The organism is Actinomadura sp. NPDC048021, from assembly GCF_040653135.1.
In the GTDB taxonomy this organism is placed as follows: Bacteria; Actinomycetota; Actinomycetes; order Streptosporangiales; family Streptosporangiaceae; genus Spirillospora; species Spirillospora verrucosospora.
In genome coordinates this window covers 93,895-119,790 of record NZ_JBEZJQ010000021.1, presented here as the reverse complement: position 1 = coordinate 119,790, position 25,896 = coordinate 93,895, and the positions used below count along the sequence as shown (strand labels likewise).

Genomic DNA, 25,896 nt, shown 5'->3' with positions numbered 1-25,896 from the left:
GTCAGCGCGCCTCCAGCAGCGCCTCGGCGATCATCCCGAGGTTGGCGGCGTCCACGAGCCCCTCCCGCCTGATCCGCCCGAACGCGGCCACCACGACGTAGGTGCGCTCGCCGGCCGCCGCCGCCCCGTACGGGCCCGAGCCCCGGAGCCGCTCCAGCTCCTCGGCGGTGACCTCGGCGGAGAACAGGTGCGCGCGGTGCGCCGAGAGGGTCGCGTTCACCTGGCGGGAGCGGTGCTCGCGCAGCCGGCCGGGCTCCAGCGCCAGCCCCGTCTCCTCGGCGACCTCCGCGAGCGCCACCTCGCGGGGGCCGCCCGGCCCGGAACCGCCCGGCAGCTCGTGGACGGCCCCGTCCGCGCCCGCGCTCCGGAACTCCCGGACGAGCACGACCTGCGTCTCGTCGAGCGTCGCGCCGGGCCGGTACAGCACGACCGCCGAGATGTCCGGCCGCCCGATGACGATCTCGTTGTCCTTCACCCGGTCCTCCGCGGCCACGCGGACCCGGACGCGCAGGCCCCAGCACACCCCGAACCGGAACACCACCCGCGCCCCGAGCAGCGCGTTGCCCGCGCCCCGCTGGCCCGCGTACCAGCGCTGGAACGCCGCGTCCCGCCACAGCAGCAGCGGGACCTCGCGCTCCCCTCCGGCCCGGGGCGCGCCGGCGCCGATCCGGCGCAGCGCCGCCGCGACCGTCTCCGGCAGGCTGGAGGCCGTCGGCACCGCGGACTTCTCCGCGTAGTGCCGCAGGTAGCCGTTCCTCGGCGCCTCCGGCGGCGCGCCGAACACCGCCCGGCCGCTGTCGTGCCACATCCCCCACTCCACGTTCGTGGTGAAGGCGGGCATGGTCGCGAGGTCGCGCGGCACCCAGAAGACGACCTCGTCGGCCAGGTGCAGGCAGCGCTCCTCCCACTCGATCTGGCCGTCGTAGTCGTCGTAGCGGCCCTTCCGGTGCTCGGGGTCGAACACCACGAGCCGTCCGCCGCGCCAGCGGTCCCGCAGCTCGGCGTGGGCGCCGGGCCGCCACGAGGCGACCCCGGGCGCCCGGGGCGTGGGGCCCGCGAGGAAGACGGCCGCGTCCCAGCGGTCCGGCGGCTCCTCCCGCGCGTGGACGAGGGTGACGCCGTCGTCCATGCGGCGCCTCCTTTCTGGCCGTGTGGACCGCTTACCAACGGGTAAACGCTGCTGATAAGAGAATCACACTCCCGGTCAGGAGGAATCGATCATGGCTGGGACCATGCGAGTTCCGCGCACCCGAGGCGTCCTCAGCGGCATCCTGCTGATCCTGCTGGGGCTGTGGGGCGCGCTGCTGCCCCTCGTCGGCCCCTACTTCCACTTCGGATTCACGCCGGACGACACCTGGGTCTACACCGCCGACCGCCTGCAGCTCAGCATCGCCCCCGGAGCCGCCACGGTTCTGGGCGGGCTGATCCTGCTGTTCAGCGCCAACCGCGCCGTCGGGATGTTCGGCGGCTGGCTGGCAGCGCTCGCCGGCGCCTGGTTCGCCGTCGGGCCGACCCTCGCCACGCTGTGGAACGTCCCGGGCGTCGGCGCCCCCCTCGGCGCGAGCGAGGGGCGGCGCGTCGCCGAGCAGCTCGCCGGCTTCACCGGCCTCGGCGTCGTGATCGTGTTCCTCGCCGCGCTCGCGCTCGGCAGGTTCGCGGTGGTCGGCGTCCGCGAGCGGCGGCTGGAGGAGCCCGAACAACCGCCCGGGTCCAACACCACCCAACCGCTCGTGTACGGGCGCTACGCGCGGGAGAACCAGCCCGGCCAGGCCCAGCCGCCCACCGGCGACCAGCACGTCGCGGGCGACACCCGCTGGGAACGCTAGCGGCCCCGGCCGCGCATGTTGCGGACCGACCTGGTGGTCTCGTAGCTGCCGCGCTCGTCGTCGAGCCGCACGTCGTCGCGGTCGGTGAACATGGCGACGAAGGCGACCAGCAGGCCGACGCCGCCGATCCAGGGCTCCCGCCATGCGAAGCTGAGCGCCACGCAGGCGACGGCGACGGCGATGAGCAGCAAGAGCTTCACGTCACACCCCTCGACCGCGTCCCGGCGCCGGGGAGACCCGGCCGCCCGGACGTGCGAACGCGTCCGTCGCGGGACCAGCGAGTAATGGAAGACTTACTCGCCCCGCAGGTGCATCCTGCCACGAGGCGGCCCGGCGGGGGAAGCTCCCCGGCGGGCCGCGCGTGACATTTCGGCTACTTCTTGCCCTTGCCGCGCTTCTCGCGGATCTTCATCGTGATGTCGAGGGGCGTCCCGTCGAACCCGAACTCCTCCCGCAGCCGCCGCTCGATGAACCGCCGGTAGCCCTCCTCGAGGAAGCCCGACGTGAACAGCACGAACCGCGGCGGCCGCACCCCCGCCTGCGTAGCGAACAGCACGCGCGGCTGCTTGCCGCCCCGCACCGGGTGCGGATGCGAGTTCACCAGGTCGGCGAAGAACTGGTTCAGCTTGGACGTCGGGACGCGGGTGCCCCAGCCCTCCAGCGCCGTCTCGATGGCCGGCACCAGCTTCTCCATGTGCCGCCCGGTCTTGGCGGAGATGTTCGCCCGCGGCGCCCACCGCGCGGTGTGCAGCTGCCGGTCGATCTCGCGTTCGAGGTAGTGGCGGCGCTCCTCGTCGAGCAGGTCCCACTTGTTGTAGGCGATGACCAGCGACCGGCCCGACTCGATCACCATGGAGATGATCCGCAGGTCCTGCTCGGCGAGCGGCTGGTCGGCGTCCACCAGCACGACCGCGACCTCGGCGCGCTCCAGCGCCGACCGCGTCCGCAGCGTCGCGTAGAAGTCGGCGCCCTGGTTCTCGCGGTGCCGGCGCCGGATCCCGGCGGTGTCGATGAACCGCCACGTCTTGCCGCCCAGCTCGATCAGCTCGTCGACCGGGTCGCGGGTCGTGCCCGCCACCGAGTCCACGACGGCGCGGTTCTCCCCCGCCAGCTTGTTCAGCAGGCTCGACTTGCCGACGTTCGGGCGGCCGAGCAGCGCGACGCGGCGCGGCCCGCCGGCCTCGCCGAACGTCTCCGCCGGGGGCTCCTCGGGCAGCGCGTCCAGCACCGCGTCGAGCAGGTCGCCGCTGCCGCGCCCGTGCAGGGCGCTGACCGGGTGCGGCTCGCCGATGCCGAGCGACCACAGCAGCGCCGCGTCGGACTCGGCGCCCACGTCGTCGACCTTGTTGGCGACCAGCACCACCGGCTTGCCGGACCGGCGCAGGATCTCCACCACGGCCTCGTCCACGTCCGTGGCGCCCACGGTCGCGTCCACCACGAACATCACCACGTCGGCCAGCTCGACCGCCAGCCGCGCCTGCTCGGCGATCGCCGCCGCCAGGCCGGAGGAGTCCGGCAGCCAGCCGCCGGTGTCGACGACGGTGAACCGGCGCCCGCTCCACGCCGCGTCGTAGGCGACCCGGTCGCGGGTCACGCCCGGGACGTCCTCCACGACGGCCTCACGCCGGCCGATGATCCGGTTGACCAGGGTGGACTTGCCGACGTTCGGCCGCCCCACCACGGCCACGACCGGCGCCGGGCCCGCGTCCTGGTCGACGTCCTCGACGGCGTCCTCGACGGCGTCCACCGTTTCGATCTCGAAATCGCTCACTGTCACATTCCCCGGCGGGAGCCGTCAGGCCGCCCGCTCACTCATGCTCTTTGGCGAGGCGGACGACCGCCTCGATGACCTCGTCCAGGCTCAGCCCGGTCGAGTCGATCTCGTGCGCGCCCGCCGCCTTGGCCAGCGGCGAGGCCTTGCGCGTCGAGTCCAGCCGGTCCCGCCGCTCCTGCTCGGCCTGCGTGACCGTCACCGACGCGCCCGGGTCGGCGGCCAGGTCCTTCGCGCGGCGCGCCGCGCGGACCTCGGCGCTCGCCGTCAGGAACACCTTGACCGGGGCCTCCGGCGCGACGGCCGTCCCGATGTCGCGCCCCTCCACCACGATCCCGCCGGCTCCGATGATCTCGCGCTGGAGCTCCACGAGCCGGGCGCGCACCGCCGGGACGGAGCTGACGGCGCTGACCGCGTTCGTCACCGCGCGGGTGCGGATCGGGCCGGACACGTCCGTCCCGTCCACCGTGATCGTCGGCGCCGCCGGGTCGGTGCCGGACTCGATCACCGGGTCCTGCACGCGGGCCGCGACCGCGGCGCCGTCCTCGACCGGCACGCCGTTCTCCAGCATCCACCACGTCATGGCGCGGTACATGGCGCCCGTGTCCAGGTAGCGCAGCCCGAGCGCCCGGGCGACGCCCTTGGACGCGCTGGACTTCCCCGACCCGGACGGACCGTCCATGGCGATGACGAGCGGCACGATCGCTCCTTCTCTGTCGTCGTGAAGCGGGCGGCGCTCGTCGCCGCGCCGGCGTGCCGAAGCCCCCCGGAGCAAGTCTTCGGCGCCCCAGGTTACCGGCCTCCCGGCACCACTGCGGCCTAGCCGGGCACCGACCAGCCGCGGGCGCGCAGCTCCTCCGCCAGCCGCTCGGCCGCCTCCGGGACGACCGACAGCTCCAGCACACCGAGCGGGCGGCCCGGGGAGTGCTCGATGGTCACGTCCTCGATGTTGACCCCCGCGATCCCCGCCGCCTGGAAGATCATCGCCAGCTCGCCCGGCCGGTCGGGGATGACCACCTGCACCGTCGCGTAGGCGGGCTGGTCGCCGCCGTGCTTGCCGGGGATGCGGGACCGGCCCGCGTTCCCGCGCAGCAGCAGGTCGGCGACGTGCGTCGCGGCCTCCTCGCTGCCGTCGCGCAGCAGCGACGCCGCCACCGCGAGATCGGTGGCGACCGCCTCCAGCACGTCGGCGACGGGCGCCGAGTTGGCCGACAGGATGCCGATCCACAGCCGGGGATCGCTCGCCGCGATCCGGGTGACGTCGCGCACGCCCTGCCCGGACAGGCCGAGCGCCACGTCGTCGGCGCCGGTCAGGCGGGCGGCGACCGCCGCCGACACCACGTGCGGGGCGTGCGAGACCAGCGCGACGGCCCGGTCGTGCTCGGCGGCGTCCACCTGGACCGGCATCGCGCCGCACGCCTGCGCCAGGCCCGTCACGACCTCGACCGTCTCCGGCGTCGCCTCCGGGGGCGCGCACAGCGCCCACGGGCGGCCGAGGAACAGGTCGGGCCGCGCCGCGCTCGGCCCGGACCGCTCGCTCCCGGCCAGGGGGTGGCCCGCCACGAACGTGGTCAGGTCGCAGCCGAGCTCGGCCGCCTGGGCCAGCGGCAGCGCCTTCACGCTGGCCACGTCGGTGTAGGCGGTCGCCAGGCCGCGCTTCTGCGCGTCCAGCAGCGTCACCGCCACCGCCGCCGGCGGCACCGCGAGCACCGCCAGGTCGGCGGGCTCCCCCCGCGCCCCGTCCGGCAGCGCCTCGCCCGCGCCCAGCTCCACGGCCAGGGCCAGCGCCGCCGGGTCCCGGTCGGTCAGCAGCACCTCGGAGCCGCGCTCCCGCATCGCCAGGGCGATCGACGTCCCGATCAGGCCCGTCCCGACCACGACGATCCGCCGCGCCACCACGTCCTCGCTCACGTCGGAAACCCTACTGTGCGATGTCCAGCCGGAGCGCCGTGGCGCCGCGCAGGTACACGTGCTGGACGTCGGAGCGGGGACGGTCCGTCGCGATGTGCGCCATCAGCCGGATGACCCGCGGCAGCGCGCCGGGGACGCCGATCTCGGTGGCGCACAGCAGCGGCACCTCGTGGAACCCGAGCTTGCGGGCGGCGAGCGCCGGGAACTCGGCCGTCAGGTCCGGCGTCACCGTGAAGATGACGCTGATGACGTCGTCGGTGGTCAGCCCGTTGCGGGCCATCACCTCCGAGACGAGCTCGGTCGTCGCCTCCAGGATCTGGTCCCGGTCGTCGGCGTCGATCTGCGTCGCGCCGCGGACCGCGCGTACCGTCACAGTCGTTTCCCCCTCGTCGTGTCCGGTGTCGTCGTCGTGTCCGGTGTCGTCGTCGTGTCCGGTGTCGTCGTCGTGTCCGGTGCCTCTACAGGCCCACGGCCTTGTACAGCTCGCCGATCTCCTGGACGGTGAGCGCCCGCATCCCGCCCGGCTTCAGCTGGCCAAGCTTGATCGGCCCGAACTCGACGCGGGCGAGCTGCTGGACGGGGAAGCCGACCTCCTTCAGCAGCCGCCGGACGATGTGCTTGCGCCCCTCGTGCAGGGTGATCTCGACCAGCACGCGCCGGCCGACCTGGTCGAAGATGCGGAACTTGTCGGCCTTGGCGGGGCCGTCGTCCAGGGTGACTCCGGCCCTGAGCCGCTTGCCGAGGTCGCGCGGGATCGGACCGTGGATCTCCGCCAGGTAGGTCTTGAACACCCCGTAGGACGGGTGGGTCAGCCGGTGCGACAGCTCACCGTCGTTGGTGAGCAGGATCAGGCCCTCGGTGTCGGTGTCCAGCCGCCCCACGTGGAACAGCCGCTCGGGCACCTCCACGTAGTCGGCCAGGGACTTGCGGCCCCGCTCGTCCGCCATGGTCGACACCACGCCGCGCGGCTTGTTGATGGCGTAGTAGCGCATCTCGGACCTGGTCTCGACCCGCTTGCCGTCCACATGGATGACGGCGCTCCGCGGGTCGACGCGCTCACCGAAGCGGAACACCTTGTGCCCGTTGACGGTGACGCGGCCCTCGCCGATCAGCTCCTCGCAGTGGCGGCGGCTGCCGATCCCGGCCTCGGCCAGGACCTTCTGCAGGCGTACGCCCTCGTTCTCGCTCACGCGTCCTCAACTATCTCTTCTGGAAGGTCATCGGGAAGGTAGGGGGCGAGCTCGGGAAGCTCGTCGAGATCGCGCAGCCCCAGCCGCTCCAGGAAGTACCCGGTGGTCCGGTAGAGGTGGGCCTGCGACTCCGGGTCCTGCCCGGCGTCCTCGATCAGGCCGCGCAGGGTCAGCGTCCGCATGACGCCGTCGCTGTTGACGCCGCGGATCGCCGACACGCGGGCCCGGCTCACCGGCTGCCGGTAGGCGACGACGGCGAGCGTCTCAAGTGCGGCCTGGGTGAGCCGCGCCTGCTGCCCGTCGGTGACGAACCGCTCCACCACCGGGGCGCAGACGTCCCGGGTGTAGAACCGCCAGCCGCCGGCGACCTCCCTGAGGTCGAACCCCCGGCCCTGCTCGGTGTATTCCGCGGCCAGCTCCCGCAGCGTCGCGGCGACCTCGCCGCGGGGCCGCTCCAGCAGCTGCGCGAGCGTCATCTCGGTGACCGGCTCGTCCACCACGAGCAGGATCGCCTCGATCGAGGCGCGCAGCCCCGGAAGCTCCGGCGCGTCCGCGCCGGGTTCCTCACTCATCGTCTTCCTCGTCCTTCCGGCTCTTCTCGTCGGGTCCGGCGGCGTCCCCGGCGGCGTCCCCGGCGGCGCCCTCCGCGGAGTCCTTCTTCGCGGCGCCCTCGTAGTCGTCGCCGACCTCGACGTCGCCGTCGTCGGTTCCGGTCCAGGTGACGTGGAGCTCGCCGAGGGGCTCGTCCTGCTCGAACGTGACCGCCTGCTCCCGGTACAGCTCCAGCAGGGCCAGGAACCGGGCGACCACCTCGTAGGTGCCCTCGGCGTCGGCCGCCAGGACGCGGAAGGTGGTCCGGCGCAGCCGGCGGAGCAGCTCCACGACGATCGCGGCCTGCTCCTTGACGCTGGCCTTCGGCTGGTACATGTGCTCGACCGAGACCGACGGCGGCGTCTTCGGGGCGAGCGCCTTGGCGGCGAGCCGCGCGAACTCCTGCGGGCCGAGGCCGAGCAGCACCTCCGGCAGGAGGTTGGCGAACTTCGGCTCCATCGGGACCAGGCGCGGGAACCGGCGGCTCGCGTCGGCGACGCGCGCCGCGATCACCCGCGCGACCTCCTTGTACGCCCGGTACTGCAGCAGCCGCGCGAACAGCAGGTCGCGGGCCTCCAGCAGCGCCAGGTCCTCCTCGTCGTCGACCTCGCCGGACGGCAGCAGCCGGGCGGCCTTGAGGTCCAGCAGGGTCGCGGCGACCAGCAGGAAGTGGCTGGCCTGGTCGAGGTCCCACTCCGCGCCGTGCGAGCGGATGTGGGCGATGAAGTCGTCGGTGACCTTGTGCAGCGACACCTCGGTGATGTCGAGCTTGTGCTTGGAGATCAGTCCGAGCAGCAGGTCGAAGGGGCCCTCGAAGTTGTCCAGGCGGACGCGGAACCCCTGCTCCTCGTCGGTCTCGCGCCCCGGCTCGGGCGACGTCGCGTCCACGTCGCTCACGGTAGCGGAGAGCTCCTCGTGCCCTGTGCTCACCGGCCCCATCGTCCCATGCCCCGGCGCGCGCTCGCACCAGCCGCGATCACCGGCGGTGACGCCGCCGCGGGCGGGCGCTACCGCCCCGTCATCCGCCGGACGAGGCCTTCCGCGTAGGCGCGGGTGAAGGTGGCGGCGGGTCCGTTGATCTCCACTTCGCCGCCGGTGATGGCCTGCATCACCTGCGCGGGCTCCGACACGAGGGCCCCGCCGACGAGCATCGCCATCCGCCCGCCGGGCTCCCGGGCGGCGAAGGCCGCGGCGGCCCTGCGGGTCAGTTCGGCGAAGCGGGGCGCGTCCGCCGAGGTCAGCGTCAGCGCGACGGACCATCCGGGGCTGCCGCGCGCCGGGTCGGGCGGGACGGCCTCGATCTTCTCCAGCCGGCGCACCGCCAAGGTGTCCGGACCCAGCGTGTAGCACTCGGAGGCGCCCGTGACGGTGACGGCGCCGCCCGCGCACGGCGGGGCGGTCACGCTCGCCACGAGCTGGAACGTCAACGGCACGCGCAGGTCGACCGGGCCGGACGAGGCGGCGGCCGAGGAGCCGCCGTCCTCGCGCAGGACCAGATAGGCCCCGAGGCCGCAGACCGCGACCAGCACCACGGCGGTCACCGCGACCAGCACGATGACCAGCGGGCCCCGCCCCCGGGTCGGCGAGGGCGGCGGGAGGGCGCCGGGCGGCGGGCCGTACGGCGCGGGCGGGGGGTGGCCCATGGTGCGCTCCCTCGGGATCAGCGGCGGCCGGGCGGCCTCACTCGAACTCGGCCCACCGGATGAGGACCTCGCGGGCGAGGCTGCGGTAGGCGTTCGCGCCCATCGAGCTGGGGTCGAAGAAAGTGATCGGCTCCCCCGCGACGGTCGCGTCGGGGAACCGCACCGTACGGTTGATCACGGTGTGGAACACCTTGTCGCCGAACGCCTCGACGATGCGCCCGAGGACCTCCCGGGTGTGCAGCGTCCGCGAGTCGTACATGGTGCCGAGGACGCCGTCGATGACCAGGCCCGGGTTGATCCGGCCCTGCACCTTCTCGATCGTCTCCATCAGCAGCGCGACGCCGCGCATCGCGAAGTACTCGCACTCCAGCGGGATCAGCACGCCCTCGCTGGCGGCCAGCGCGTTCACGGTGAGCAGGCCGAGCGAGGGCTGGCAGTCGATGAGGATGTAGTCGTAGTGGTCGACCGCCGACTTCAGCGCGCCCTGCAGGATGTACTCGCGGCCGACCTCGTGGACGAGCTGGACCTCGGCGCCGGACAGGTCGATGTTGCTCGGCAGCAGGTCCATCCCGTCGACGCCGGTCTCGATGACGACGTCCTCCCACTCGGTGTCGCGTTCGAGCAGCAGGTTGTGGATCGTCACCTCGAGCTGGCGGGGGTCGCCCTTGCCGAGGCCCACCGACAGGGCGCCCTGCGGGTCGAAGTCGACGAGCAGGACGCGGCGGCCGTACTCGGCGAGCGCGGCGCCCAAATTGATCGTCGTGGTGGTCTTGCCGACGCCGCCCTTCTGGTTGCACACGGCCACGATCCGCGCGGGCCCGTGCTCGGCCAGCGGCTCCGGCTCCGGGAACACCGGCACGGGTCGCTGAGTGGGCCCGAGGGCGCGACTCGGGTCGGTCTCTATGGTGGCGGAGGAGAGGACTCCATCCGCACTGTTAGTGCTGGTCACCAGATCCCTCCCCGGCGGCCTGGAAATGCCATCCAGAACGGGGACTCTAGGCCCGTCCACCCCGTCGCTCAAGCCGACGCGCAACGAACGTCGCGATTTGTCGATGTGCCGGATGGCCCGATTCGTCCCTTAGTGCCTGTCCGCCGCGCCCGCGGAGCGGGTCAGTTCCGCGCCCTCGGGTGCGAGGTCGCGTACACCTCGCGCAGCAGCTGGACGGTGACGAGAGTGTAGACCTGCGTGGTGGTGACCGAGGCGTGCCCCAGCAGTTCCTGGACGACGCGGACGTCGGCCCCGCCGTCCAGCAGGTGCGTGGCGAACGAGTGCCGCAGCGTGTGCGGGGACACCTCCGACAGCTGCGCCCGGTCGGCGGCGGCGCGCAGCACCATCCAGGCGCCCTGCCGCGACAGCCGTCCGCCGCGCGCGTTCAGGAACAGCGCCGGGCCGCCCCGCCCGGCCCCGGCCAGCTCGGGGCGGGCCCGCACCAGGTAGGCGTCCACGGCCTCGCGGGCGTAGTCGCCGATGGGCACGACCCGCGCCTTGCCGCCCTTGCCGGCCACGCGGGCGAACCCGTCCCGCAGGTCGAGGTCGTCGACGTCCAGGCCGACGGCCTCGGAGATGCGCGCGCCCGACCCGTAGAGCAGCTCCAGCAGCGCCCGGTCGCGCAGGCCGCGCGCGGTGCCGGGGTCGCCGGACGGACCGGCCGCCGCCGCCAGCAGGCGCTCGACGTCCTCCAGCGAGATCGCCTTCGGCAGCCGGCGCGGCGGCGTGGGCGGCTTGACGTCATGGGCGGGGTCGCCGGCGGCGAGCCCCTCGCGCAGCGCGAACCGGTGCAGCCCCCGGACCGCCACCAGCGCCCGCGCCGCCGAGCCCGCCGACAGCGGCGGATGCTCCCCGTCGCCCTCGCGCAGCCCCACCAGGAACGCGCGGACGTCCTCCTCCGCGATCTCCCCGACGGCCTCCCGGCCCCGCCCCGCCTGCACCTGCGCGTAGCGGCGCAGGTCGCGGCGGTAGGAGCTGAGCGTGTTGGCGGCGAGACCGCGCTCGACGGCCAGGTGCCCCAGGTAGGCGCGCACGGCCGAGTCGAGCGCGGACCCAGCGCCGGCGTCGCGTTCGGGGCGCCGCGCGGTGCTCCGGGAGGACGGGCTCGGGGACAGGACGGCACCTCTTCCGGCCGTGGGCTCCGGGGACCCGCCCATCATGCCCCCTCCGGCGACCGGAGGGGGACCTCATCCGGCTCAGTCCTCCGGCGCGTCGACGGGGCGCAGGTCCGCGAAACCCGAGTCGCGTGCGGCGCGCACCGCGAGGACCCCCATGCACGCGATCATGTTGTGCAGCTCACCGGCGAACACCTTGCGGACCGCCTCCTCCAGCGGCACCCACACGACCGGCATGTCGGCCTCCTCGTGGACGCGCTCGAAGTCGATCTCGTCGGCCGGGACCTCGGTGAGACCGCGCGCAAGGAAGATCCGGATGCGCTCGTCGGCCATGCCGGGCGACGGGAAGACGTCGATCAGGGTGTCCCAGCGCTCGGCGCGGTACCCGGCCTCCTCCAGCAGCTCCCGCTCGGCGAGCTTGTGCAGGGGCTCGCCCTCCACGTCCCGCAGACCGGCGGGCGCCTCCCACAACTGCCGCGCCACCGGGTGCCGGTACTGCCGCAGCAGCAGCACCCGGTCGCGGTCGTCGACGGCGATGACGCCGACCGAGCCGGTGTGCTCGATGACGTCCCGCGTCACGGCCTCGGTGCCCTCGCCGCGCGGCATCTCCACCCGGTCGCTGCGGACGCTGAAGACGCGCCCCCGGAAGGGCGTGGAGGACTCCACGACCTTCCAGCGGTCGGGACGGTCGCGGACGTCGCCCGGGCCCAGCTCCTCGCCGCCGCTCACGAGGCGTCCCCGTCCGCGCGGGCCTCGGCGTAGCCGAGGGCGGCGGACACGAGGCCGGTGAACAGCGGATGCGGGCGGGTCGGACGGGACCGGAACTCCGGGTGCGCCTGGGTCCCGACGAAGAACGGGTGCTGCTCGCGGGGCAGCTCGACGTACTCCACCAGGCGGCCGTCGGGCGACAGGCCCGAGAACCGCAGCCCCGCCTGCTCCAGTCGCTCGCGGTAGGAGTTGTTGACCTCGTAGCGGTGCCGGTGCCGCTCGGACACCTTCGCCTCCCCGTACAGCTCCCGCACGACCGACCCGTCGGCCAGGTCGGCCGGGTAGAGGCCGAGCCGCATCGTGCCGCCCATGTCGCGCTCCCCCGCCACGACGTCGAGCTGGTCGGCCATGGTGGCGACGACGGGATGCGCGGTCGTGGCGTCGAACTCGGAGCTGCCGGCGTCGGCGAGCCCGCCGAGGGTCCGCGCCGCCTCGATGACCATGCACTGGAGCCCGAGGCAGATGCCGAGCAGCGGAACCCGGTTCTCGCGGGCGTGCCGGATGGCGCCGAGCTTGCCCTCGATGCCCCGGACGCCGAACCCGCCCGGGACCAGGACGCCGTCGACGCCGTCCAGCTCCCGCTTGGCGCCCTCAGGCGTCTCGCAGTCGTCGCTCTTCACCCAGCGGATGTGCACCTTGGCGTCGTTGCCGAACCCGCCGTGCCGCAGCGCCTCGGTGACCGACAGGTACGCGTCGGGCAGGTCGATGTACTTGCCGACCAGCGCGATCGTGACCTCGCGGGCGGGCTTGTGGACGCGGCGCAGCAGCTCGTCCCACGCGCCCCAGTCGACGTCGCGGAACGGCAGGTCCAGGCGGCGCACCACGTAGGCGTCCAGGCCCTCCGAGTGCAGCACCTTCGGGATGTCGTAGATGCTGGCGGCGTCCACCGCGGACACCACGGCCTCGCGGTCGACGTCGCACATCAGGCTGATCTTCTGCTTGAGCCCGTCGGTGATCGGCCGGTCCGACCGGCACACGATCGCGTCGGGCTGGATGCCGATGGAGCGCAGCGCGGCGACCGAGTGCTGCGTCGGCTTGGTCTTCAGCTCGCCGGACGGCCCGATGTAGGGCAGCAGCGACACGTGCAGGAAGAAGCAGTTCTCCCGGCCGATCTCGTGCCGGATCTGCCGCACCGACTCCAGGAACGGCAGCGACTCGATGTCGCCGACCGTCCCCCCCACCTCGGTGATGACGATGTCGACGTCGCCGTCGTCGGCCATCCCCCGGATCCGGTCCTTGATCTCGTTGGTGATGTGCGGGATCACCTGCACGGTGTCGCCGAGGTACTCCCCGCGCCGCTCCTTGGCGATCACGTTGGAGTACACCTGGCCGGTGGTGACGTTCGCCGACCCGTGCAGCTCCGTGTCGAGGAACCGCTCGTAGTGCCCGATGTCCAGATCGGTCTCGGCGCCGTCGTCGGTGACGAAGACCTCGCCGTGCTGGAACGGGTTCATCGTGCCGGGGTCGACGTTGAGGTAGGGGTCGAGCTTCTGCATGGTGACCCTGAGGCCGCGGAGGGCGAGAAGCCGCCCGAGGCTGGACGCCGTCAGACCCTTGCCGAGGCTTGAGGCGACACCGCCGGTGACGAAGAGATGCTTGGTAGGACGTGACCTACCAGTGGTAGCCGAAGGCAAGAAGGCGCTCCCGTGGTCGTTACGAGGCGGACGGTACCGCACTGTCCACGGGGTTCTAGCTTATTGCATTTCTCTCCTCCTTCGGCCCGGGGGGCCTCCATCGTCGAGAAACGCGGCGATCGCTGGCATCGCTCCGGCTCGCCTGGCGGCTCGCTGCGCGATCAGGTTCTCGCTTCGCTCGAACCTGCCTTCGGACGCGATCGCCACCTTCCGGTCGTCGCGTGGTTGCGCCGCCACCTGACGTCAGCGCGACGGCCCCACCGCCCAGCGCGCCCGACGGCACCCCCGTCCACTGAAGCCTCACAACCCCCGCAGGCGCGCGGCCGCCTCCCCCACTGGCAGGGCCGCCACAGCGGCAGAACGCAGCCGTCGCGCCTGGTGGCGACCCCTCGTCCGCTGAGACCCGCCCCCTCCAAGAGCGCAATCGCCCCATCCGCTGACGCGGGCCGTCGCGGCGGACGGATCTCGACCGCCCTGTTCGGGGGCAACCTCCATCCGCTGGCGCCTCGTGAGACCCATGGGCGCGCTGACGCCTCACCCGCTGGCAGGGCTGCCGCAGCGGCAGGAAGGCGCCGTCGTGTCCGGGATGCCCCCTCGTCCGGGGGGTGTGGGCCGTCCCTACAGGCGGGGGGTGGCGGCGGTGGGCATGATGGTGCGGAGCTGGCGGGTCAGTTCGTCGATCAGGGAGCGGGCCTGGTCGGCGGCCTGGCGGGCGGCGTCGCGTTCCTGGGAGAGCTCGGCGATCTGGGCGCGCTGCTCCGTGACGGCCTGCGCCAGCTGGTCGACCCACTGGTCGCGTTCGGCGAGCTTCTCGGCGACGGCGTCGCGCTCGGCGGCCAGCTGCCGCATCGCCGCGACGGTCTGGTCGCGCTCGCGCCCGGCCTGGTCGGCCCGGCCGCGGGCCAGGGTCAGCTCGGACTCGGCACGCGCCTGCGCCTGGACGGCCCCCTCCCGGGCACGCTCGGCCGCCTCGCGTGCCTTGGCGTTGCCGTCGCGCTCCCGCTCGGCCTTCTTGGCGGCCTCCAGAGACTGGGCGGCCGTGTCGAGGGCCTGCTGCCGCTCGCCCTCGGCGGCGTCGGCGCGTCCGGCCGCCTCCTGGGCGCGGCGCTCGGCGTCCTGCATCCGGCGTTCGGCGTCCTGCACGCGGCGTTCGGCGTCCTGCGCGCGGCGCTCGTTCTCCTGCGCGCGGCGCTCGGCGACCTCGGCGCGGCGCCGGGACTCGTCGGCCTCCTTGCCCGCCGCGACGACGGCGTGCTGCAGGTTCTGCGCGGTCATCTCGGCGTCGGTGACCTTGGCGCGGAGCCCCGCCAGCTCGGCGTGCGCGGTCTCCAACGCGCGGGACAGCTCCCCGGCCTGCTCGGCGACGCGGTCGCGCTCGGCCTCGGCGGAGCGGCGGCCTCCGACGGCGTCCTCGACGGCGCGCAGGGCGTCGTCGCGGGCCTCGCTCATGGCGTCGCGCTGCTGGATCGCCTGCCGGACGGTCGCCTCGGCCTCGGCGACGCGCCGCTCGGCCTGCTCGGCCTGCGCCTGGAACTGCTCCATCTGCGCGCGGGCCTGGTCGGCCTGCGCGCGGGCCTGGTCGGCCTGGACGCGCGCCTGCTCGGCCTGACCGCGGGCCTGGTCGGCCTGGACGCGGCCCTGCTGGGCCTGGTTCCAGGCAGCTGCAGCGTCGCGCTGGGCGTTCTCCTTCTCCGTCTGGAGCGCCGCGATCTGCGTGACGGCTTCGTTCTGCACCTCGGCCGCGCGGCGCTCGGCGTCGGCGACCTGGCGCTCGGCCTCCACGGCGCGCCGCTCCGCCTGCTCGGCCTGGCCGCGGGCGCGCTGCACCTCGCCCCAGGCGGCGGCCGCGTCGCGCTGCGCCGACTCCTTCTCCGCCTGGACGGCCGCGATCTGCGCCGCGGTCTCGGTCTGCGCCTCGTTGACCTTGCGCTCCCCGGCGGCGAGCGCGTCGCCGATGAGGTCGGCCATCTGGCGGAGCCGCTCGACGATGTCCCAGGGCTGGGCCTCGGCCTGCTCGACGTCGGGGCGCACGATCTCCCCCGTCTGCCCGTGCCGGCCCGCCTGGGCGGGCTGTCCGGGCTTGGCCATCTGGATGGGCTGCTGGGCGGACGGCAGCGACTGCTGCGCGCCGCCCGGGTCGCGTCCCATGGCGGGCCAGGGAGTCGCCGCGTCGGGGACTCCTCGGGAACCGCCGGATCCGTTCAGCTCGCTCACCGGTCTCCTCGCCTCCCGGACGGGAGCGGACCGACCGGCGGCACGCCGCTCGCCCTGCTCGCAGCGTTCCCGGCCCGACGGCTCGTCACTTCGCTCACGTGTCTCCTCGCCCGGCGGCGCACGGCCGCGTTCGCGGGGGTCGTTGTGCACATCTCGCTCGCTCCGCTGCCGGCCCTGTGGCTCCTCGCTTCGCTCACTAGGAGCACTCTAGTCCCGACCAGCGGAACGTTTGCCCAGTTTGGGGTTTGCCCTCTCCACGCCGGTCCGGCGTTCGCGCACGCAGGACGCCTGATCACCCTCCGCGCGACCCGTCCGGGAGGTGCCGTGGGTCACATCCGACCTCGGCGCCGGCCGGATGGAACAATCGCGCCCCATGGAGCTTCGCACGCTGTACCCGCCGATCGAGCCCTACGACTCCGGGCTGCTCGACGTCGGCGACGGAAACCGTATCTACTGGGAGGTCTGCGGGAACCCGGACGGCAAGCCCGCGGTGATGCTGCACGGCGGGCCCGGCGGGGGGTGCAGCCCCGCGCACCGCCGGCAGTTCGACCCGGCGGCGTACCGGATCGTCCTGTTCGACCAGCGCAACTGCGGCCGCAGCCTGCCGCACGCGAAGGACCCGGAGGTGTCGCTGGAGAGCAACACCACCTGGAACCTGGTCGCCGACATGGAGCGGCTCCGCGAGCACCTCGGCATCGAGCGCTGGCTGGTGTTCGGCGGGAGCTGGGGCAGCGCCCTGTCGCTGGCGTACGCGCAGACGCATCCCGACCGGGTGACCGAGCTGGTGCTGCGCGGCATCTTCACCCTGCGGCCGTTCGAGCTGTACTGGTTCTACCAGGAGGGCGCGTCGCTGATCTTCCCCGACCTGTGGGAGAAGTACGTCGAGCCGATCCCCGAGGACGAGCGCGAGGACCTCATCTCGGCGTTCCGCGAGCGGCTCGAGTCGCCGGACCCCGAGGTGCGGATCACCGCCGCCAAGGCGTGGGCGACGTGGGAGGGCTCGACGCTGACGCTGCGGCCGGACCCGGAGATGGCGGGCGGCTTCGGCGAGCCGGAGTACGCCGTCGCGTTCGCCCGCATCGAGAACCACTACTTCACCAACGAGGGCTTCCTCGAGGAGGACCAGCTGATCCGGGACGTGGACCGGATCCGCCACATCCCGGCCGTGATCGTGCAGGGCCGGTACGACATGTGCACGCCGGTCGCGACGGCGTGGGACCTGCACCGCGCGTGGCCCGAGGCGGACTTCCACATCGTCGACGACGCGGGGCACGCCTACAGCGAGCCCGGGATCCTGCACCACCTGATCGAGGCGACCGACCGCTTCGCCGGGAAGATGTGACACTTCGTCATCGCTTGATAACATCGCGTCATCGGACGTTGCGGGGCCGACCTTGAATCGGTCTCGCCGACTACGAGCTTCCGTGTGTCCGTAACCGGGTCGGGGTCCGGTTTGCCCGTCCGGTCCCCGCCACCCGGAAGCGGACCAAAATCCCCATTTCCTAACTCGTTAGCAAGCACGGCCTTACCCTCCGGAGAGCGCACCTGCCCCCAGGGGTCAGTACAGACGGCCCCGTGGAGCGTTTCGGCCCACACCCGCCCCACCCCGCCCGGGCGCGGCGCGACCTCCCGCGATGCGGAGTGACGCCCGCCGCACCCGCCCCGTTGACACCCCATCTGTGTGACTTACCTCACATAACCGATACGAAAAAGCCCTCCCGACCCCGCGACGAAACGTTAAGGTCGCATTCAGGAAGCATGCCGGCAACATCTCCGGCGCACCCGGAAGTACCTCCTGCGTATCCCGGGGAAAAGCGGATCGCGGCCCGCGGCAAGACCGCCCAAATTGCACCCGAATCGGGAAAGCGTCTAACCATACCCAGTGGTGAGCGGGCTAAACATCTCGTCGATAACATCTATCTGCGATCACCGCGCGAGATTCGCTAAATTGCCTGGACATGGCAGCGCAACCCCTGGAATCACCGACCCGACGCCCCGGGAACAACGAGACGAACGCGGAAGTGCAACTCCAGGTGCCGAGCCTCGCCGATGGACCCGCGCTTTGGCGGCTCGCCCGGGACTCACGCGTCCTGGACGTCAACTCGCCGTACAGCTACGCGCTCTGGTGCCGCGATTTCGCGGACACTTCCGTCGTCGCGCGTGACGGCTCGGACCCGTGCGGCTTCATCACCGGTTACGTCCGCCCGTCCCGTCCGGACACCTTCTTCGTGTGGCAGGTCGCCGTCGACCACGACCACCGGGGACAGGGCCTCGCCCGCCGCATGCTCGACAGCCTGGCCGACCGCCTCGGCCCCTGCGGGCTGCGGTACATGGAGGCCACGGTCACGCCGGACAACGCCGCCTCCACCGCCATGTTCGAATCCTTCGCCAGGGCCCGCGGGTGCGAGCTCGCCCGCAGCCCGCTGTTCGCCGCGGAGCACTTCCCCGAGGGGGGACACGAGCCCGAGGTGCTCTTCAGGATCGGCCCGATCGCCGCCGCGAACTGACCTACGCTCCACGCCCCCCATCCGCTCCTCTCCGACCCTGCCTGGAGGCAGACATGGACGTTTTCGACCGCATGGAATCGGAAGTCCGCGGCTACTGCAGAAGCTGGCCCACGGTGTTCGCCACCGCGCAGGGCAGCCACATGACCGACGAGAACGGCAAACGCTACCTCGACTTCTTCGCCGGCGCCGGAACCCTCAACTACGGGCACAACAACCCGGGGCTGAAACGCCGGCTGATGGACTACCTCGCCAGTGACGCCGTCGTGCACGGGCTCGACATGTACACCACGGCCAAGCGGGAGTTCCTGGAACGCTTCAACGAGTACGTCCTGGCGCCCCGCGACCTCGACTACAAGGTCCAGTTCCCCGGGCCCGCGGGGAACAACTCGGTCGAGGCGGCGCTGAAGCTGGCGCGCAAGTACACCGGCCGGGAGACCATCGTCAGCTTCACCAACGCCTTCCACGGGATGACGCTCGGCGCGCTCGCCGTCACCGGCAACTCGATGAAGCGCACCGGCGCGGGCGTGCCGCTCGGGCACGGCGTGGCGATGCCCTACGACAACTACCTCGACGGCAGGACGCCCGACTTCCTGCTCTTCGAGACGATGCTGGACGACAGCGGCAGCGGCCTGGACAAGCCCGCCGCCGTCATCGTGGAGACCGTGCAGGGCGAGGGCGGCATCAACGTGGCCACCGCCGAGTGGCTGCGGGGCCTGCAGGACCTGTGCCACCGGCAGGACATCCTGCTCATCGTCGACGACGTGCAGATGGGGTGCGGCCGCACCGGGCCGTTCTTCAGCTTCGAGGAGGCCGGGATCACCCCGGACATCGTCTGCCTGTCCAAGTCCCTGAGCGGCTACGGGCTGCCCTTCGCGATCACGCTGATGAAGCGCGAGCTGGACGTGTGGGAGCCGGGCGAGCACAACGGCACCTTCCGCGGCTTCAACCCGGCGTTCATCACCGCCGTCGCCGCGCTGGAGGACTACTGGACCGGCGACGACTTCGAGAAGCAGACCCTCGCCAAGGGCCAGCAGGTCCAGGCGGCGCTGAACGAGATCGCGATCGCGCACGCCGGCGCCATCGACTGCGTCCGCGGCCGCGGCCTGGCGTGGGGCCTGGTGATGAAGGACCCGGAGGCCGCGACGCAGGTGTGCGGCGAGGCGTTCGCCCGCGGGCTGCTGATGGAGACCTCCGGCCCCGAGGGCGAGGTCGTCAAGCTGCTGCCGCCGCTCACCACGGCCGAGTCCGACCTGGCCACCGGCCTGGAGATCATCGCGGACTCCGTGGAGGCCGTCCGCCAGAAGGTCACCGCCTGAGCCCGCCCGGCACCGACACAGCAGAGGAGTTTCAATGATCGTTCGTTCCCTCGGAGAGATCATCGGCACGGAGCGCGACGTGCAGGCGCCGACCTGGTGCAGCCGCCGCTTCGTCCTGGCCAAAGAGGGCGTCGGGTTCTCGCTGCACGAGACGATCCTGTACGCGGGGACCGAGACGAAGATGTGGTACGCCAACCACATCGAGGCCGTGTACTGCGTCGAGGGCCAGGGCGAGCTGACCAACGACGAGACGGGCGAGAAGCACAAGATCGAGCCGGGCGTGATGTACCTGCTCGACGGCCACGAGCACCACACCCTGCGCGCCCACACCGACGTGCGCACCGTCTGCGTGTTCAACCCGCCCTGCACCGGCCGGGAGGTCCATGACGAGAACGGTGTCTACCCCCTGCTGACCGAGGAGGACGCATGAGCATCATCGAGTCCCATCCGACGATCGACGACGCCTACCCGACCCGGAAGGCCTCCGAGGCCGCGCTGCTGTACCGCCAGGACCCGGTCGTGTACGGCAGGGCGGAGGACGGGCCCATCGACGGTGCGACCCTCGACTCCTTCGAGGCCAACGGGTTCCTGTCGGTCGACCAGCTGCTCGCGCCGGAGGAGGTCGAGGACTTCCGGGCCGAGCTGCGCCGGCTGTCGTCGGACCCGCAGATCCTGGCCGACGAGCGCACGGTGACCGAGCGCGGCTCGGACGAGGTCCGCTCCATCTTCGAGGTGCACAAGATCAGCGAGGTGTTCGCCGGACTCGTCCGCGATCCCCGCGTGGTCGGCCGGGCGAGGCAGATCCTCGGCTCGGATGTTTACGTGCACCAGAGCCGGGTCAACTACAAGCCAGGTTTCACGGGCAAGGACTTCTACTGGCACTCGGACTTCGAGACCTGGCACGCGGAGGACGGCATGCCCCGGATGCGCGCGGTGAGCATATCCATCGCGCTCACCGAGAATTTCGTGCACAATGGCGGGCTAATGATCATGCCTGGCTCGCACAAGACCTTCGTGGCGTGTGTCGGGGAGACCCCGGACGACCACTACAAGGAGTCCCTGCGCGGACAGGAGATCGGTACGCCCGACCCCGCCAGCCTGTCCATCCTGGCCGACAAGCACGGGATCGAACTGTTCACCGGACCCGCGGGCTCGGCGACCATGTTCGACTGCAACTGCATGCACGGCTCGAACGGGAACATCACCCCGTTCCCGCGCTCCAACGTGTTCATCGTGTTCAACAGCGTGGAGAACACGTGCGTCGAGCCGTTCTCCGCCCCCGCGCCCCGTCCCTCGTTCATCGGCGCCCGTGACTTCACTCCCGTCGGAGGCGACACCGCTCCGGAGGGGACCGCCGGCGCCTGAGCCGCACAACTCGATAACCCGATCCACCCCGCTCCGCGCCCGCAAGGGGGCCGTCCGGCCTCCCTGCGGGCGCGGAGCGCACCCATCACCAGGAGTTCGACGATGACTTCCTCGAGACGCGACTTCCTCCGCACCGCCGTCCTGCTGTCCGCCGCGGCGCCGCTGGCCGCGGCGGGCTGCTCCACGACGGATCCGGCGAAGGAGAAGGCCGGCGGCGGGACGCTGCAGAAGGCCAAGGACTCCGGGACGATCACGGTCGGGTTCGCCAACGAGGCCCCCTACGGCTTCACCGACAAGTCCGGGAAGCTGACGGGCGAGGCCCCCGAGCTCGCGCGCGCCATCTTCAAGAACCTCGGCATCGACGAGATCAAGGGCGTCCAGGTCGACTTCGGGGGGCTCATCGGCGGGCTCAACGCCAAGCGCTTCGACGCGATCGCCGCCGGCATGTTCATCACGCCGGAGCGGTGCGCCTCCGCGGCGTTCGCCAACCCCGAGTACGTCGCCAAGAGCGCCTTCATGGTGCCGCAGGGCAACCCGAAGGGCCTCAAGGCCGCCGAGGACCCGGGCAAGAAGGGCGCCAAGGTCGGCGTGCTCACCGGTGCGGTCGAGGCCGGGTACGCCGAGAAGACCGGCGTCAAGAAGGGCGACATCAAGACGTTCGCCGACCAGGCGAGCGCCTACGAGGGCCTGAAGGCCGGGCGCATCGACTGCATCTGGCTGACCCGCATCTCGCTCGCCGACCTGCTGACCAAGCACAAGGGCGAGGGCTTCGAGGTCACCGACGCGTTCACCCCCGTCATCGACGGCAAGGAGCAGCTCGGCGCCGGGGCGTTCGCGTTCCGCAAGGCCGACTCGGACCTGCTGAACGCCTGGAACGGCGAGCTCGCCAAGCTCCAGCAGGGCGGCAAGCTGCTGCCGGTCCTGCAGCCGTTCGGCTTCACCCAGGCGGAGATGCCCCGGCCGGAGGACACCGCCGCCAAGTTCTGCCAGGGCTGACCCGTGTCCGAGGTCCTCGACAGCTATCCACAGTGGCTGGACGGGGCGTGGGTCACCATCCGGCTCACCCTCCTCGGCGGCGCGCTGGCGCTCGTGCTCGCGCTCGTCTTCGGGATGGCGGGCACGTCGCGGCACGCGTGGGTGCGCGGGCTGAACCGCGTGTACGTGGAGTTCTTCCGCGGCAACGCCACGCTGGTGCTGCTGTACTGGTTCTTCTACGCCCTCCCCCTGATCGGTCTCCGGTTCTCCACGATGTTCGCGGCCGTGCTGGCCCTCGGCCTGAACGTCGGCGCCTACGGCGCCGAGGTGGTGCGCGGATCGATCAACGCCGTCCCGAAGGCGCAGTACGAGGCGACGATCGCGCTGAACTTCACCCCGTTCCAGCGCATGCGGCGCGTGCTGCTGCCGCAGGCGTTCGCGCTGATGCTGCCCCCGTTCGGCAACCTGATCATCGAGCTGATGAAGGGCACCGCCATCGTGTCCCTGGTGGGTCTGGTCGACCTGACCCGCGTCTCCAAGAACATCCAGGGCAGCACCGGCCAGACGGTGGCGGCCTTCACGGTCGTGCTCGTCCTGTACTTCGTGATCGCGCAGGTCCTGCAGCTGTTCGTCCGCTACGCCGAGCGGCGCGTGGACCGGATGCTGGGCCGCAGGCTGCCCCCTGAGCAGTCCCTCAAGACGATCGCGGCCGGCGCGCCCGGGGCGGGGGTGAGCGGCTGATGAGCTGGGACTGGCACTATTCCGGCGAGATCCTGCCCGACCTGCTGGACGGGCTGCGCTACACGCTCACCGCGACGCTGCTGGGCTACGTGATCGCCCTGGTCCTCGGGCTGGTGTGGACGCTGCTGCGCCGCTCCCCCAGCCGGATCTTCAACCAGGTGATCCGGTGGGTCACCGAGTTCATCAGGTCCACGCCGCTGATCCCGCAGCTGTACTTCGTGTTCTTCGTGCTGCCCGCCTGGGGCGTGACCATCGGGTCGCTCACCGCGGGCACCATCACGCTCGGGATCCACTACTCGACCTACACGGCCGAGGTGTACCGGGCCGGCATCGCCGACGTCCCGAAGGGGCAGTGGGAGGCGTGCACCGCGCTGAACCTGCCGCGTTCGCGGGTGTGGCTGGACGTCGTCCTGCCGCAGGCGATCCGGCGGGTGATCCCGACGCTCGGCAACTATCTGATCGCGATGTTCAAGGATTCGCCGATGCTGCTGGCGATCAACGTCGCGGAGCTGCTGTTCTCCGCGTACCAGGTCGGGTCCAAGACCCTGCAGTTCCTGGAGCCGATCACCATGGTCGGCCTGTTGTTCGTCGTGGTCAGCGTCATATCCTCGATACTCGTCCGCCGCTTGGAGAGGCGTTATGCCACCAATTGACACCGACGCAGTCGACCCCGGGGGCGCGGCGGACCGCGCGGCCCCGGAAGGCGCCGCAACGGCGCACGATCCCGTCCCGGGCGAGGCGGCCGCCGACGCGGGCGTGTCCACGGAGAAGGGCGCCGCCACGAAGGCCGAGCCGGCCGCGGAGCTGCCGCGCGGCGAGGCGCCGGGCATCCGCTTCGAGAAGGTGGTGAAGCGGTTCGGCTCCAACGTGGTGCTCCGCGAGCTCGACTTCACCGTGGCGCCCGGGGAGCGGGTGACGCTCATCGGGCCGAGCGGGTCGGGCAAGACCACGATCCTGCGGCTGCTGATGACGCTGGAGAAGCTCGACGACGGGCTGATCTGGATCGGCGACGAGACGCTGTGGCACATGGACCGCGGCGGCAAGCGCGTCCCGGCGAACCAGAAGCACCTGCACGAGATGCGCAAGCAGGTCGGCATGGTGTTCCAGCAGTTCAACCTGTTCCCGAACATGAACGTGCTGCGCAACCTCACCGAGGGGCCGGTGCGCGTGCTCGGGGTGTCCAAGGACGAGGCGGTCGAGCGGGCCCGCGGCCTGCTGGACCTGGTCGGCCTGGCGGACAAGGAGAACGCGCACCCCACCCAGCTGTCGGGCGGCCAGCAGCAGCGGGTGGCGATCGCGCGGGCGCTGGCCATGCAGCCGAGGGTGCTGCTGCTGGACGAGGTCACCTCGGCGCTCGACCCCGAACTCGTGGTCGGCGTCCAGGACCTGCTGCGCGACATCGCGCGGCAGAGCGACCTGACCCTGCTCTGCGTCACCCACGAGATGGCCTTCGCCAAGGACATCTCCGACCGGGTGCTGATGTTCGACCAGGGCCAGATCGTCGAGGAGGGGCCCCCGGACCAGATCTTCGGCGAGCCGTCCGAGCAGCGCACCCGCGACTTCCTGCAGGCCGTCCTCGCCTCCTGACCGGTCCGGGCCCGCCGGCCGTGACCGCGTCCCCCGCGTCGCCCGCGTCCCCGTCGCCCCGGGGACGCGGGCGACTCCCTTTACGGGGCCGCCCGCGCGGGGCGGCGTCCGGGCCGGCGATCACCCCGCCCGCTCCCCTACCGAACGCGATTCTGTACCGTGGCGCCGACGGACGAGGAGAGCGAGGCGATGGGCACTTCGATCGTGGGGCTCGGCATGACCGAGCTCGGCAGGGTGTACGGGCGCAGCCCGCGGCGGCTCGCCGCCGACGCGGTGCGGCTGGCCGTCGCCGACGCGGGCCTGGCGCTCGGCGACCTGGACGGGCTGCTGGTCAGTCACGGCCTGGGCGGCTCGCCCGGGATCGAGCTGGCCGACACGCTCGGCCTGCGCGACCTGCGGCTGCTGGCCCTGGTCAACTCCTTCGGCGCGACGGCCGGGGCGATGGTCTCGTACGCGGCGATGGCGGTGCTGAACGGTTCGGCGACCACGGTCGCGTGCGTGTTCGCGGACGCGCCGCTGAAGCCGAAGCAGTCGGCGGGCTCGGCCTACAACCGCGACGGCGGCGGGGCGGAATGGTACGGGTTCGGGGGGATGACGGCGGCGCTCGGTCTGCGCAGCGTGAACTCCCACTACGCCCTCGCCGCGCAGCGGCACATGGCCCGCTACGGCACGACGAGCGAGCAGCTCGGCGCGATCGCCGTGGCGACCCGGCGGTGGGCCGCCGGCAACCCGCTCGCCCAGATGCGCGAGCCGATCACGATCGAGGACCACCAGCGCTCCCGCTGGGTGTCCGAGCCGCTGCACCTGCTGGACTGCTGCCTGGTGTCCAACGGCGCCGTCGCCGTCATCGTGACGAGCGCCGACAGGGCCCGCGACCTGGCGCGCCCGCCCGTGCACCTGTGGGGCTGGGGGCAGGGGCACCCGGGTCACCGCAAGGAGCGCGGCAGCGACTTCGGCCTGACGACGGGCGCCGCGGCGTCCGGCGCGGCGGCGATGAAGATGGCCGGCGTCACCGTCGCCGACGTGGACGTGTGCGAGCTGTACGACTGCTACACCTACACGGTCCTGGTGACGCTGGAGGACTACGGGTTCTGCGCCAAGGGCGAGGGCGGCGCGTTCGCCGCGTCCGGCGCGCTCGGGCCCGGCGGGTCGCTGCCGACCAACACCGGCGGCGGGCAGCTGTCGGCGTTCTACATGTGGGGCATGACGCCCCTGTCGGAGGCCGTGATCCAGGCGCGGGGGGACGGCGGGGAGCGGCAGGCGCCCTCCACCGACGTGATCCTCGTCAGCGGGAACGGCGGGATCCTCGACCACCACTCCACTCTGGTCGTCAGCCCGCACGAGAAGGGGGCCTAGGCATGGACGTCGGCGTTCTGCGGCGGGACGGACGGACCGACCCGTTCTTCGACGGCACGGCCGCCGGCCGGCTCGTCGTCCGGCGCTGCGAGGCGTGCGACCGGTGGTTCGCGCCGGACGCGAGCGGCTGCCCCGGATGCGGCGAGGAGGACCTCGGCTGGGCCGAGGCGAGCGGCGCGGCGACCCTGGTGACCTGGACGGTCCTGCCCAAGGAGCCACCCGTGTTCCTGGCGCTGGTCGAGCTGGCCGAGGGGCCGTGGCTGCACGCCCGCCTCGACGGCGTGGAGCGCGCGGACCTGCGGGAGGGGCTCGCGCTGCGCGCGGCGTTCGAGCACCCGGACGAGGGCGAGTCGTACGTGCTGTTCCGCCCCTGGACCGAACGTGGTTCGGTCCGTTAG

At 72.3% G+C, this 25,896-nt stretch carries 27 protein-coding genes; 12 read left to right on the top strand and 15 right to left on the bottom strand.

The features are described from left to right. Nucleotide 1: 1 nt before the first annotated feature. On the bottom strand, nt 2-1,129 hold the full coding sequence (locus AB0C87_RS30160) for a nucleoside 2-deoxyribosyltransferase domain-containing protein (RefSeq protein ID WP_360580614.1): 1,128 nt from the start codon (nt 1,127-1,129) through the stop codon (nt 2-4). Nucleotides 1,130-1,220: 91 nt separating this feature from the next. Between AB0C87_RS30160 and AB0C87_RS30155 the strand changes: the two genes are divergently transcribed. Next, nucleotides 1,221-1,826, top strand: coding sequence for a hypothetical protein (locus AB0C87_RS30155; RefSeq protein ID WP_345175272.1), 606 nt, complete (start codon nt 1,221-1,223; stop codon nt 1,824-1,826). Here AB0C87_RS30155 and AB0C87_RS30150 read toward each other — a convergent pair. The 14 genes from AB0C87_RS30150 to AB0C87_RS30085 form a co-directional block, all read right to left on the bottom strand. Continuing rightward, nucleotides 1,823-2,026: a hypothetical protein gene (locus AB0C87_RS30150; protein ID WP_360580611.1), complete on the bottom strand. Its 204-nt coding sequence runs from the start codon at nt 2,024-2,026 to the stop codon at nt 1,823-1,825. The two genes, AB0C87_RS30155 and AB0C87_RS30150, sit on opposite strands and share 4 nt — an antisense overlap. Before the next feature lie 173 nt (nt 2,027-2,199). Continuing rightward, nucleotides 2,200-3,573, bottom strand: coding sequence for a ribosome biogenesis GTPase Der (der, locus tag AB0C87_RS30145; protein WP_353832076.1), 1,374 nt, complete (start codon nt 3,571-3,573; stop codon nt 2,200-2,202). A 61-nt stretch (nt 3,574-3,634) separates the two neighbouring features. Further along, the gene (gene cmk / locus AB0C87_RS30140; protein ID WP_360580609.1) at nt 3,635-4,297 is read right to left on the bottom strand and encodes a (d)CMP kinase; all 663 of its coding nucleotides are present in this window, start codon (nt 4,295-4,297) and stop codon (nt 3,635-3,637) included. A gap of 119 nt (nt 4,298-4,416) precedes the next feature. Then, on the bottom strand, nt 4,417-5,508 hold the full coding sequence (locus AB0C87_RS30135) for a prephenate dehydrogenase (protein ID WP_360580607.1): 1,092 nt from the start codon (nt 5,506-5,508) through the stop codon (nt 4,417-4,419). A 10-nt stretch (nt 5,509-5,518) separates the two neighbouring features. Then, the gene (aroH, locus tag AB0C87_RS30130) at nt 5,519-5,881 is read right to left on the bottom strand and encodes a chorismate mutase (RefSeq protein WP_345175280.1); all 363 of its coding nucleotides are present in this window, start codon (nt 5,879-5,881) and stop codon (nt 5,519-5,521) included. A gap of 85 nt (nt 5,882-5,966) precedes the next feature. Further along, nucleotides 5,967-6,698, bottom strand: coding sequence for a pseudouridine synthase (locus AB0C87_RS30125; protein ID WP_345175282.1), 732 nt, complete (start codon nt 6,696-6,698; stop codon nt 5,967-5,969). Next, the gene (gene scpB, locus AB0C87_RS30120) at nt 6,695-7,270 is read right to left on the bottom strand and encodes an SMC-Scp complex subunit ScpB (RefSeq protein WP_345175285.1); all 576 of its coding nucleotides are present in this window, start codon (nt 7,268-7,270) and stop codon (nt 6,695-6,697) included. The genes AB0C87_RS30125 and scpB overlap by 4 nt, the downstream gene beginning before the upstream one ends. Continuing rightward, nucleotides 7,263-8,177: a segregation/condensation protein A gene (locus AB0C87_RS30115; RefSeq protein WP_360580655.1), complete on the bottom strand. Its 915-nt coding sequence runs from the start codon at nt 8,175-8,177 to the stop codon at nt 7,263-7,265. The genes scpB and AB0C87_RS30115 overlap by 8 nt, the downstream gene beginning before the upstream one ends. Before the next feature lie 119 nt (nt 8,178-8,296). Further along, nucleotides 8,297-8,932, bottom strand: coding sequence for a hypothetical protein (locus tag AB0C87_RS30110; RefSeq protein WP_345175287.1), 636 nt, complete (start codon nt 8,930-8,932; stop codon nt 8,297-8,299). Between the two features lie 37 nt (nt 8,933-8,969). Further along, nucleotides 8,970-9,836: a ParA family protein gene (locus tag AB0C87_RS30105; protein ID WP_345175615.1), complete on the bottom strand. Its 867-nt coding sequence runs from the start codon at nt 9,834-9,836 to the stop codon at nt 8,970-8,972. A 206-nt stretch (nt 9,837-10,042) separates the two neighbouring features. Continuing rightward, nucleotides 10,043-11,080 carry a site-specific tyrosine recombinase XerD gene (locus AB0C87_RS30100; protein WP_345175289.1) on the bottom strand — a complete coding sequence of 346 codons (1,038 nt, stop codon included), beginning with the start codon at nt 11,078-11,080 and terminating at the stop codon, nt 10,043-10,045. A gap of 36 nt (nt 11,081-11,116) precedes the next feature. Further along, entirely contained in the window at nt 11,117-11,764 is a 648-nt protein-coding gene (locus AB0C87_RS30095; protein WP_345175292.1) for an NUDIX hydrolase, read from the bottom strand. After that, nucleotides 11,761-13,437 carry a CTP synthase gene (locus tag AB0C87_RS30090; RefSeq protein ID WP_345175294.1) on the bottom strand — a complete coding sequence of 559 codons (1,677 nt, stop codon included), beginning with the start codon at nt 13,435-13,437 and terminating at the stop codon, nt 11,761-11,763. Before AB0C87_RS30090 ends, AB0C87_RS30095 begins: the two co-directional genes overlap by 4 nt. 618 nt (nt 13,438-14,055) lie before the next feature. After that, nucleotides 14,056-15,651, bottom strand: coding sequence for a hypothetical protein (locus tag AB0C87_RS30085; RefSeq protein ID WP_353832061.1), 1,596 nt, complete (start codon nt 15,649-15,651; stop codon nt 14,056-14,058). 373 nt (nt 15,652-16,024) lie between these two features. Here AB0C87_RS30085 and pip point away from each other — a divergent pair, with 373 nt between their 5' ends. From pip to AB0C87_RS30030, 11 genes are all read left to right on the top strand, one after another. Beyond that, nucleotides 16,025-16,993 (top strand): prolyl aminopeptidase, encoded by a 969-nt coding sequence (pip, locus tag AB0C87_RS30080; RefSeq protein ID WP_360580603.1) that lies wholly within the window; start codon nt 16,025-16,027, stop codon nt 16,991-16,993. 616 nt (nt 16,994-17,609) lie between these two features. Continuing rightward, a complete protein-coding gene (gene ectA, locus AB0C87_RS30075) occupies nt 17,610-18,158 on the top strand; it encodes a diaminobutyrate acetyltransferase (protein WP_360580601.1) in 549 nt (182 codons plus the stop codon). 53 nt (nt 18,159-18,211) lie between these two features. After that, complete coding sequence (gene ectB, locus AB0C87_RS30070; RefSeq protein WP_345175302.1) at nt 18,212-19,474, top strand: diaminobutyrate--2-oxoglutarate transaminase; 1,263 nt, start codon at nt 18,212-18,214, stop codon at nt 19,472-19,474. Between the two features lie 34 nt (nt 19,475-19,508). Further along, nucleotides 19,509-19,904, top strand: coding sequence for an ectoine synthase (locus tag AB0C87_RS30065; RefSeq protein ID WP_089312209.1), 396 nt, complete (start codon nt 19,509-19,511; stop codon nt 19,902-19,904). Then, the gene (thpD, locus tag AB0C87_RS30060) at nt 19,901-20,839 is read left to right on the top strand and encodes an ectoine hydroxylase (protein WP_345175304.1); all 939 of its coding nucleotides are present in this window, start codon (nt 19,901-19,903) and stop codon (nt 20,837-20,839) included. Before AB0C87_RS30065 ends, thpD begins: the two co-directional genes overlap by 4 nt. Nucleotides 20,840-20,941: 102 nt before the next feature. Continuing rightward, the gene (ehuB, locus tag AB0C87_RS30055; RefSeq protein WP_345175306.1) at nt 20,942-21,835 is read left to right on the top strand and encodes an ectoine/hydroxyectoine ABC transporter substrate-binding protein EhuB; all 894 of its coding nucleotides are present in this window, start codon (nt 20,942-20,944) and stop codon (nt 21,833-21,835) included. Nucleotides 21,836-21,838: 3 nt separating this feature from the next. Continuing rightward, complete coding sequence (gene ehuC, locus AB0C87_RS30050) at nt 21,839-22,555, top strand: ectoine/hydroxyectoine ABC transporter permease subunit EhuC (RefSeq protein ID WP_345175308.1); 717 nt, start codon at nt 21,839-21,841, stop codon at nt 22,553-22,555. Beyond that, nucleotides 22,555-23,208 (top strand): ectoine/hydroxyectoine ABC transporter permease subunit EhuD, encoded by a 654-nt coding sequence (ehuD, locus tag AB0C87_RS30045; RefSeq protein ID WP_345175310.1) that lies wholly within the window; start codon nt 22,555-22,557, stop codon nt 23,206-23,208. The genes ehuC and ehuD overlap by 1 nt, the downstream gene beginning before the upstream one ends. After that, a complete protein-coding gene (gene ehuA / locus AB0C87_RS30040; RefSeq protein ID WP_345175312.1) occupies nt 23,195-24,142 on the top strand; it encodes an ectoine/hydroxyectoine ABC transporter ATP-binding protein EhuA in 948 nt (315 codons plus the stop codon). The genes ehuD and ehuA overlap by 14 nt, the downstream gene beginning before the upstream one ends. A 189-nt stretch (nt 24,143-24,331) precedes the next feature. Next, nucleotides 24,332-25,498 carry a thiolase family protein gene (locus tag AB0C87_RS30035; RefSeq protein ID WP_360580599.1) on the top strand — a complete coding sequence of 389 codons (1,167 nt, stop codon included), beginning with the start codon at nt 24,332-24,334 and terminating at the stop codon, nt 25,496-25,498. Nucleotides 25,499-25,500: 2 nt separating this feature from the next. Then, complete coding sequence (locus tag AB0C87_RS30030) at nt 25,501-25,896, top strand: OB-fold domain-containing protein (RefSeq protein WP_345175316.1); 396 nt, start codon at nt 25,501-25,503, stop codon at nt 25,894-25,896.

Coding starts and splice junctions, on each gene's coding strand:
- scpB (WP_345175285.1), bottom strand. CDS start 7,270: ATGAGTGAGGAACCCGGCGCGGACGCGCCGGAGCTTCCGGGGCTGCGC.
- ectA (WP_360580601.1), top strand. CDS start 17,610: ATGGCAGCGCAACCCCTGGAATCACCGACCCGACGCCCCGGGAACAAC.
- ehuD (WP_345175310.1), top strand. CDS start 22,555: ATGAGCTGGGACTGGCACTATTCCGGCGAGATCCTGCCCGACCTGCTG.
- AB0C87_RS30110 (WP_345175287.1), bottom strand. CDS start 8,932: ATGGGCCACCCCCCGCCCGCGCCGTACGGCCCGCCGCCCGGCGCCCTC.
- AB0C87_RS30035 (WP_360580599.1), top strand. CDS start 24,332: ATGGGCACTTCGATCGTGGGGCTCGGCATGACCGAGCTCGGCAGGGTG.
- thpD (WP_345175304.1), top strand. CDS start 19,901: ATGAGCATCATCGAGTCCCATCCGACGATCGACGACGCCTACCCGACC.
- AB0C87_RS30160 (WP_360580614.1), bottom strand. CDS start 1,129: ATGGACGACGGCGTCACCCTCGTCCACGCGCGGGAGGAGCCGCCGGAC.
- AB0C87_RS30155 (WP_345175272.1), top strand. CDS start 1,221: ATGGCTGGGACCATGCGAGTTCCGCGCACCCGAGGCGTCCTCAGCGGC.
- AB0C87_RS30065 (WP_089312209.1), top strand. CDS start 19,509: ATGATCGTTCGTTCCCTCGGAGAGATCATCGGCACGGAGCGCGACGTG.
- ehuB (WP_345175306.1), top strand. CDS start 20,942: ATGACTTCCTCGAGACGCGACTTCCTCCGCACCGCCGTCCTGCTGTCC.
- AB0C87_RS30100 (WP_345175289.1), bottom strand. CDS start 11,080: ATGATGGGCGGGTCCCCGGAGCCCACGGCCGGAAGAGGTGCCGTCCTG.
- ectB (WP_345175302.1), top strand. CDS start 18,212: ATGGACGTTTTCGACCGCATGGAATCGGAAGTCCGCGGCTACTGCAGA.
- ehuA (WP_345175312.1), top strand. CDS start 23,195: ATGCCACCAATTGACACCGACGCAGTCGACCCCGGGGGCGCGGCGGAC.
- pip (WP_360580603.1), top strand. CDS start 16,025: ATGGAGCTTCGCACGCTGTACCCGCCGATCGAGCCCTACGACTCCGGG.
- AB0C87_RS30030 (WP_345175316.1), top strand. CDS start 25,501: ATGGACGTCGGCGTTCTGCGGCGGGACGGACGGACCGACCCGTTCTTC.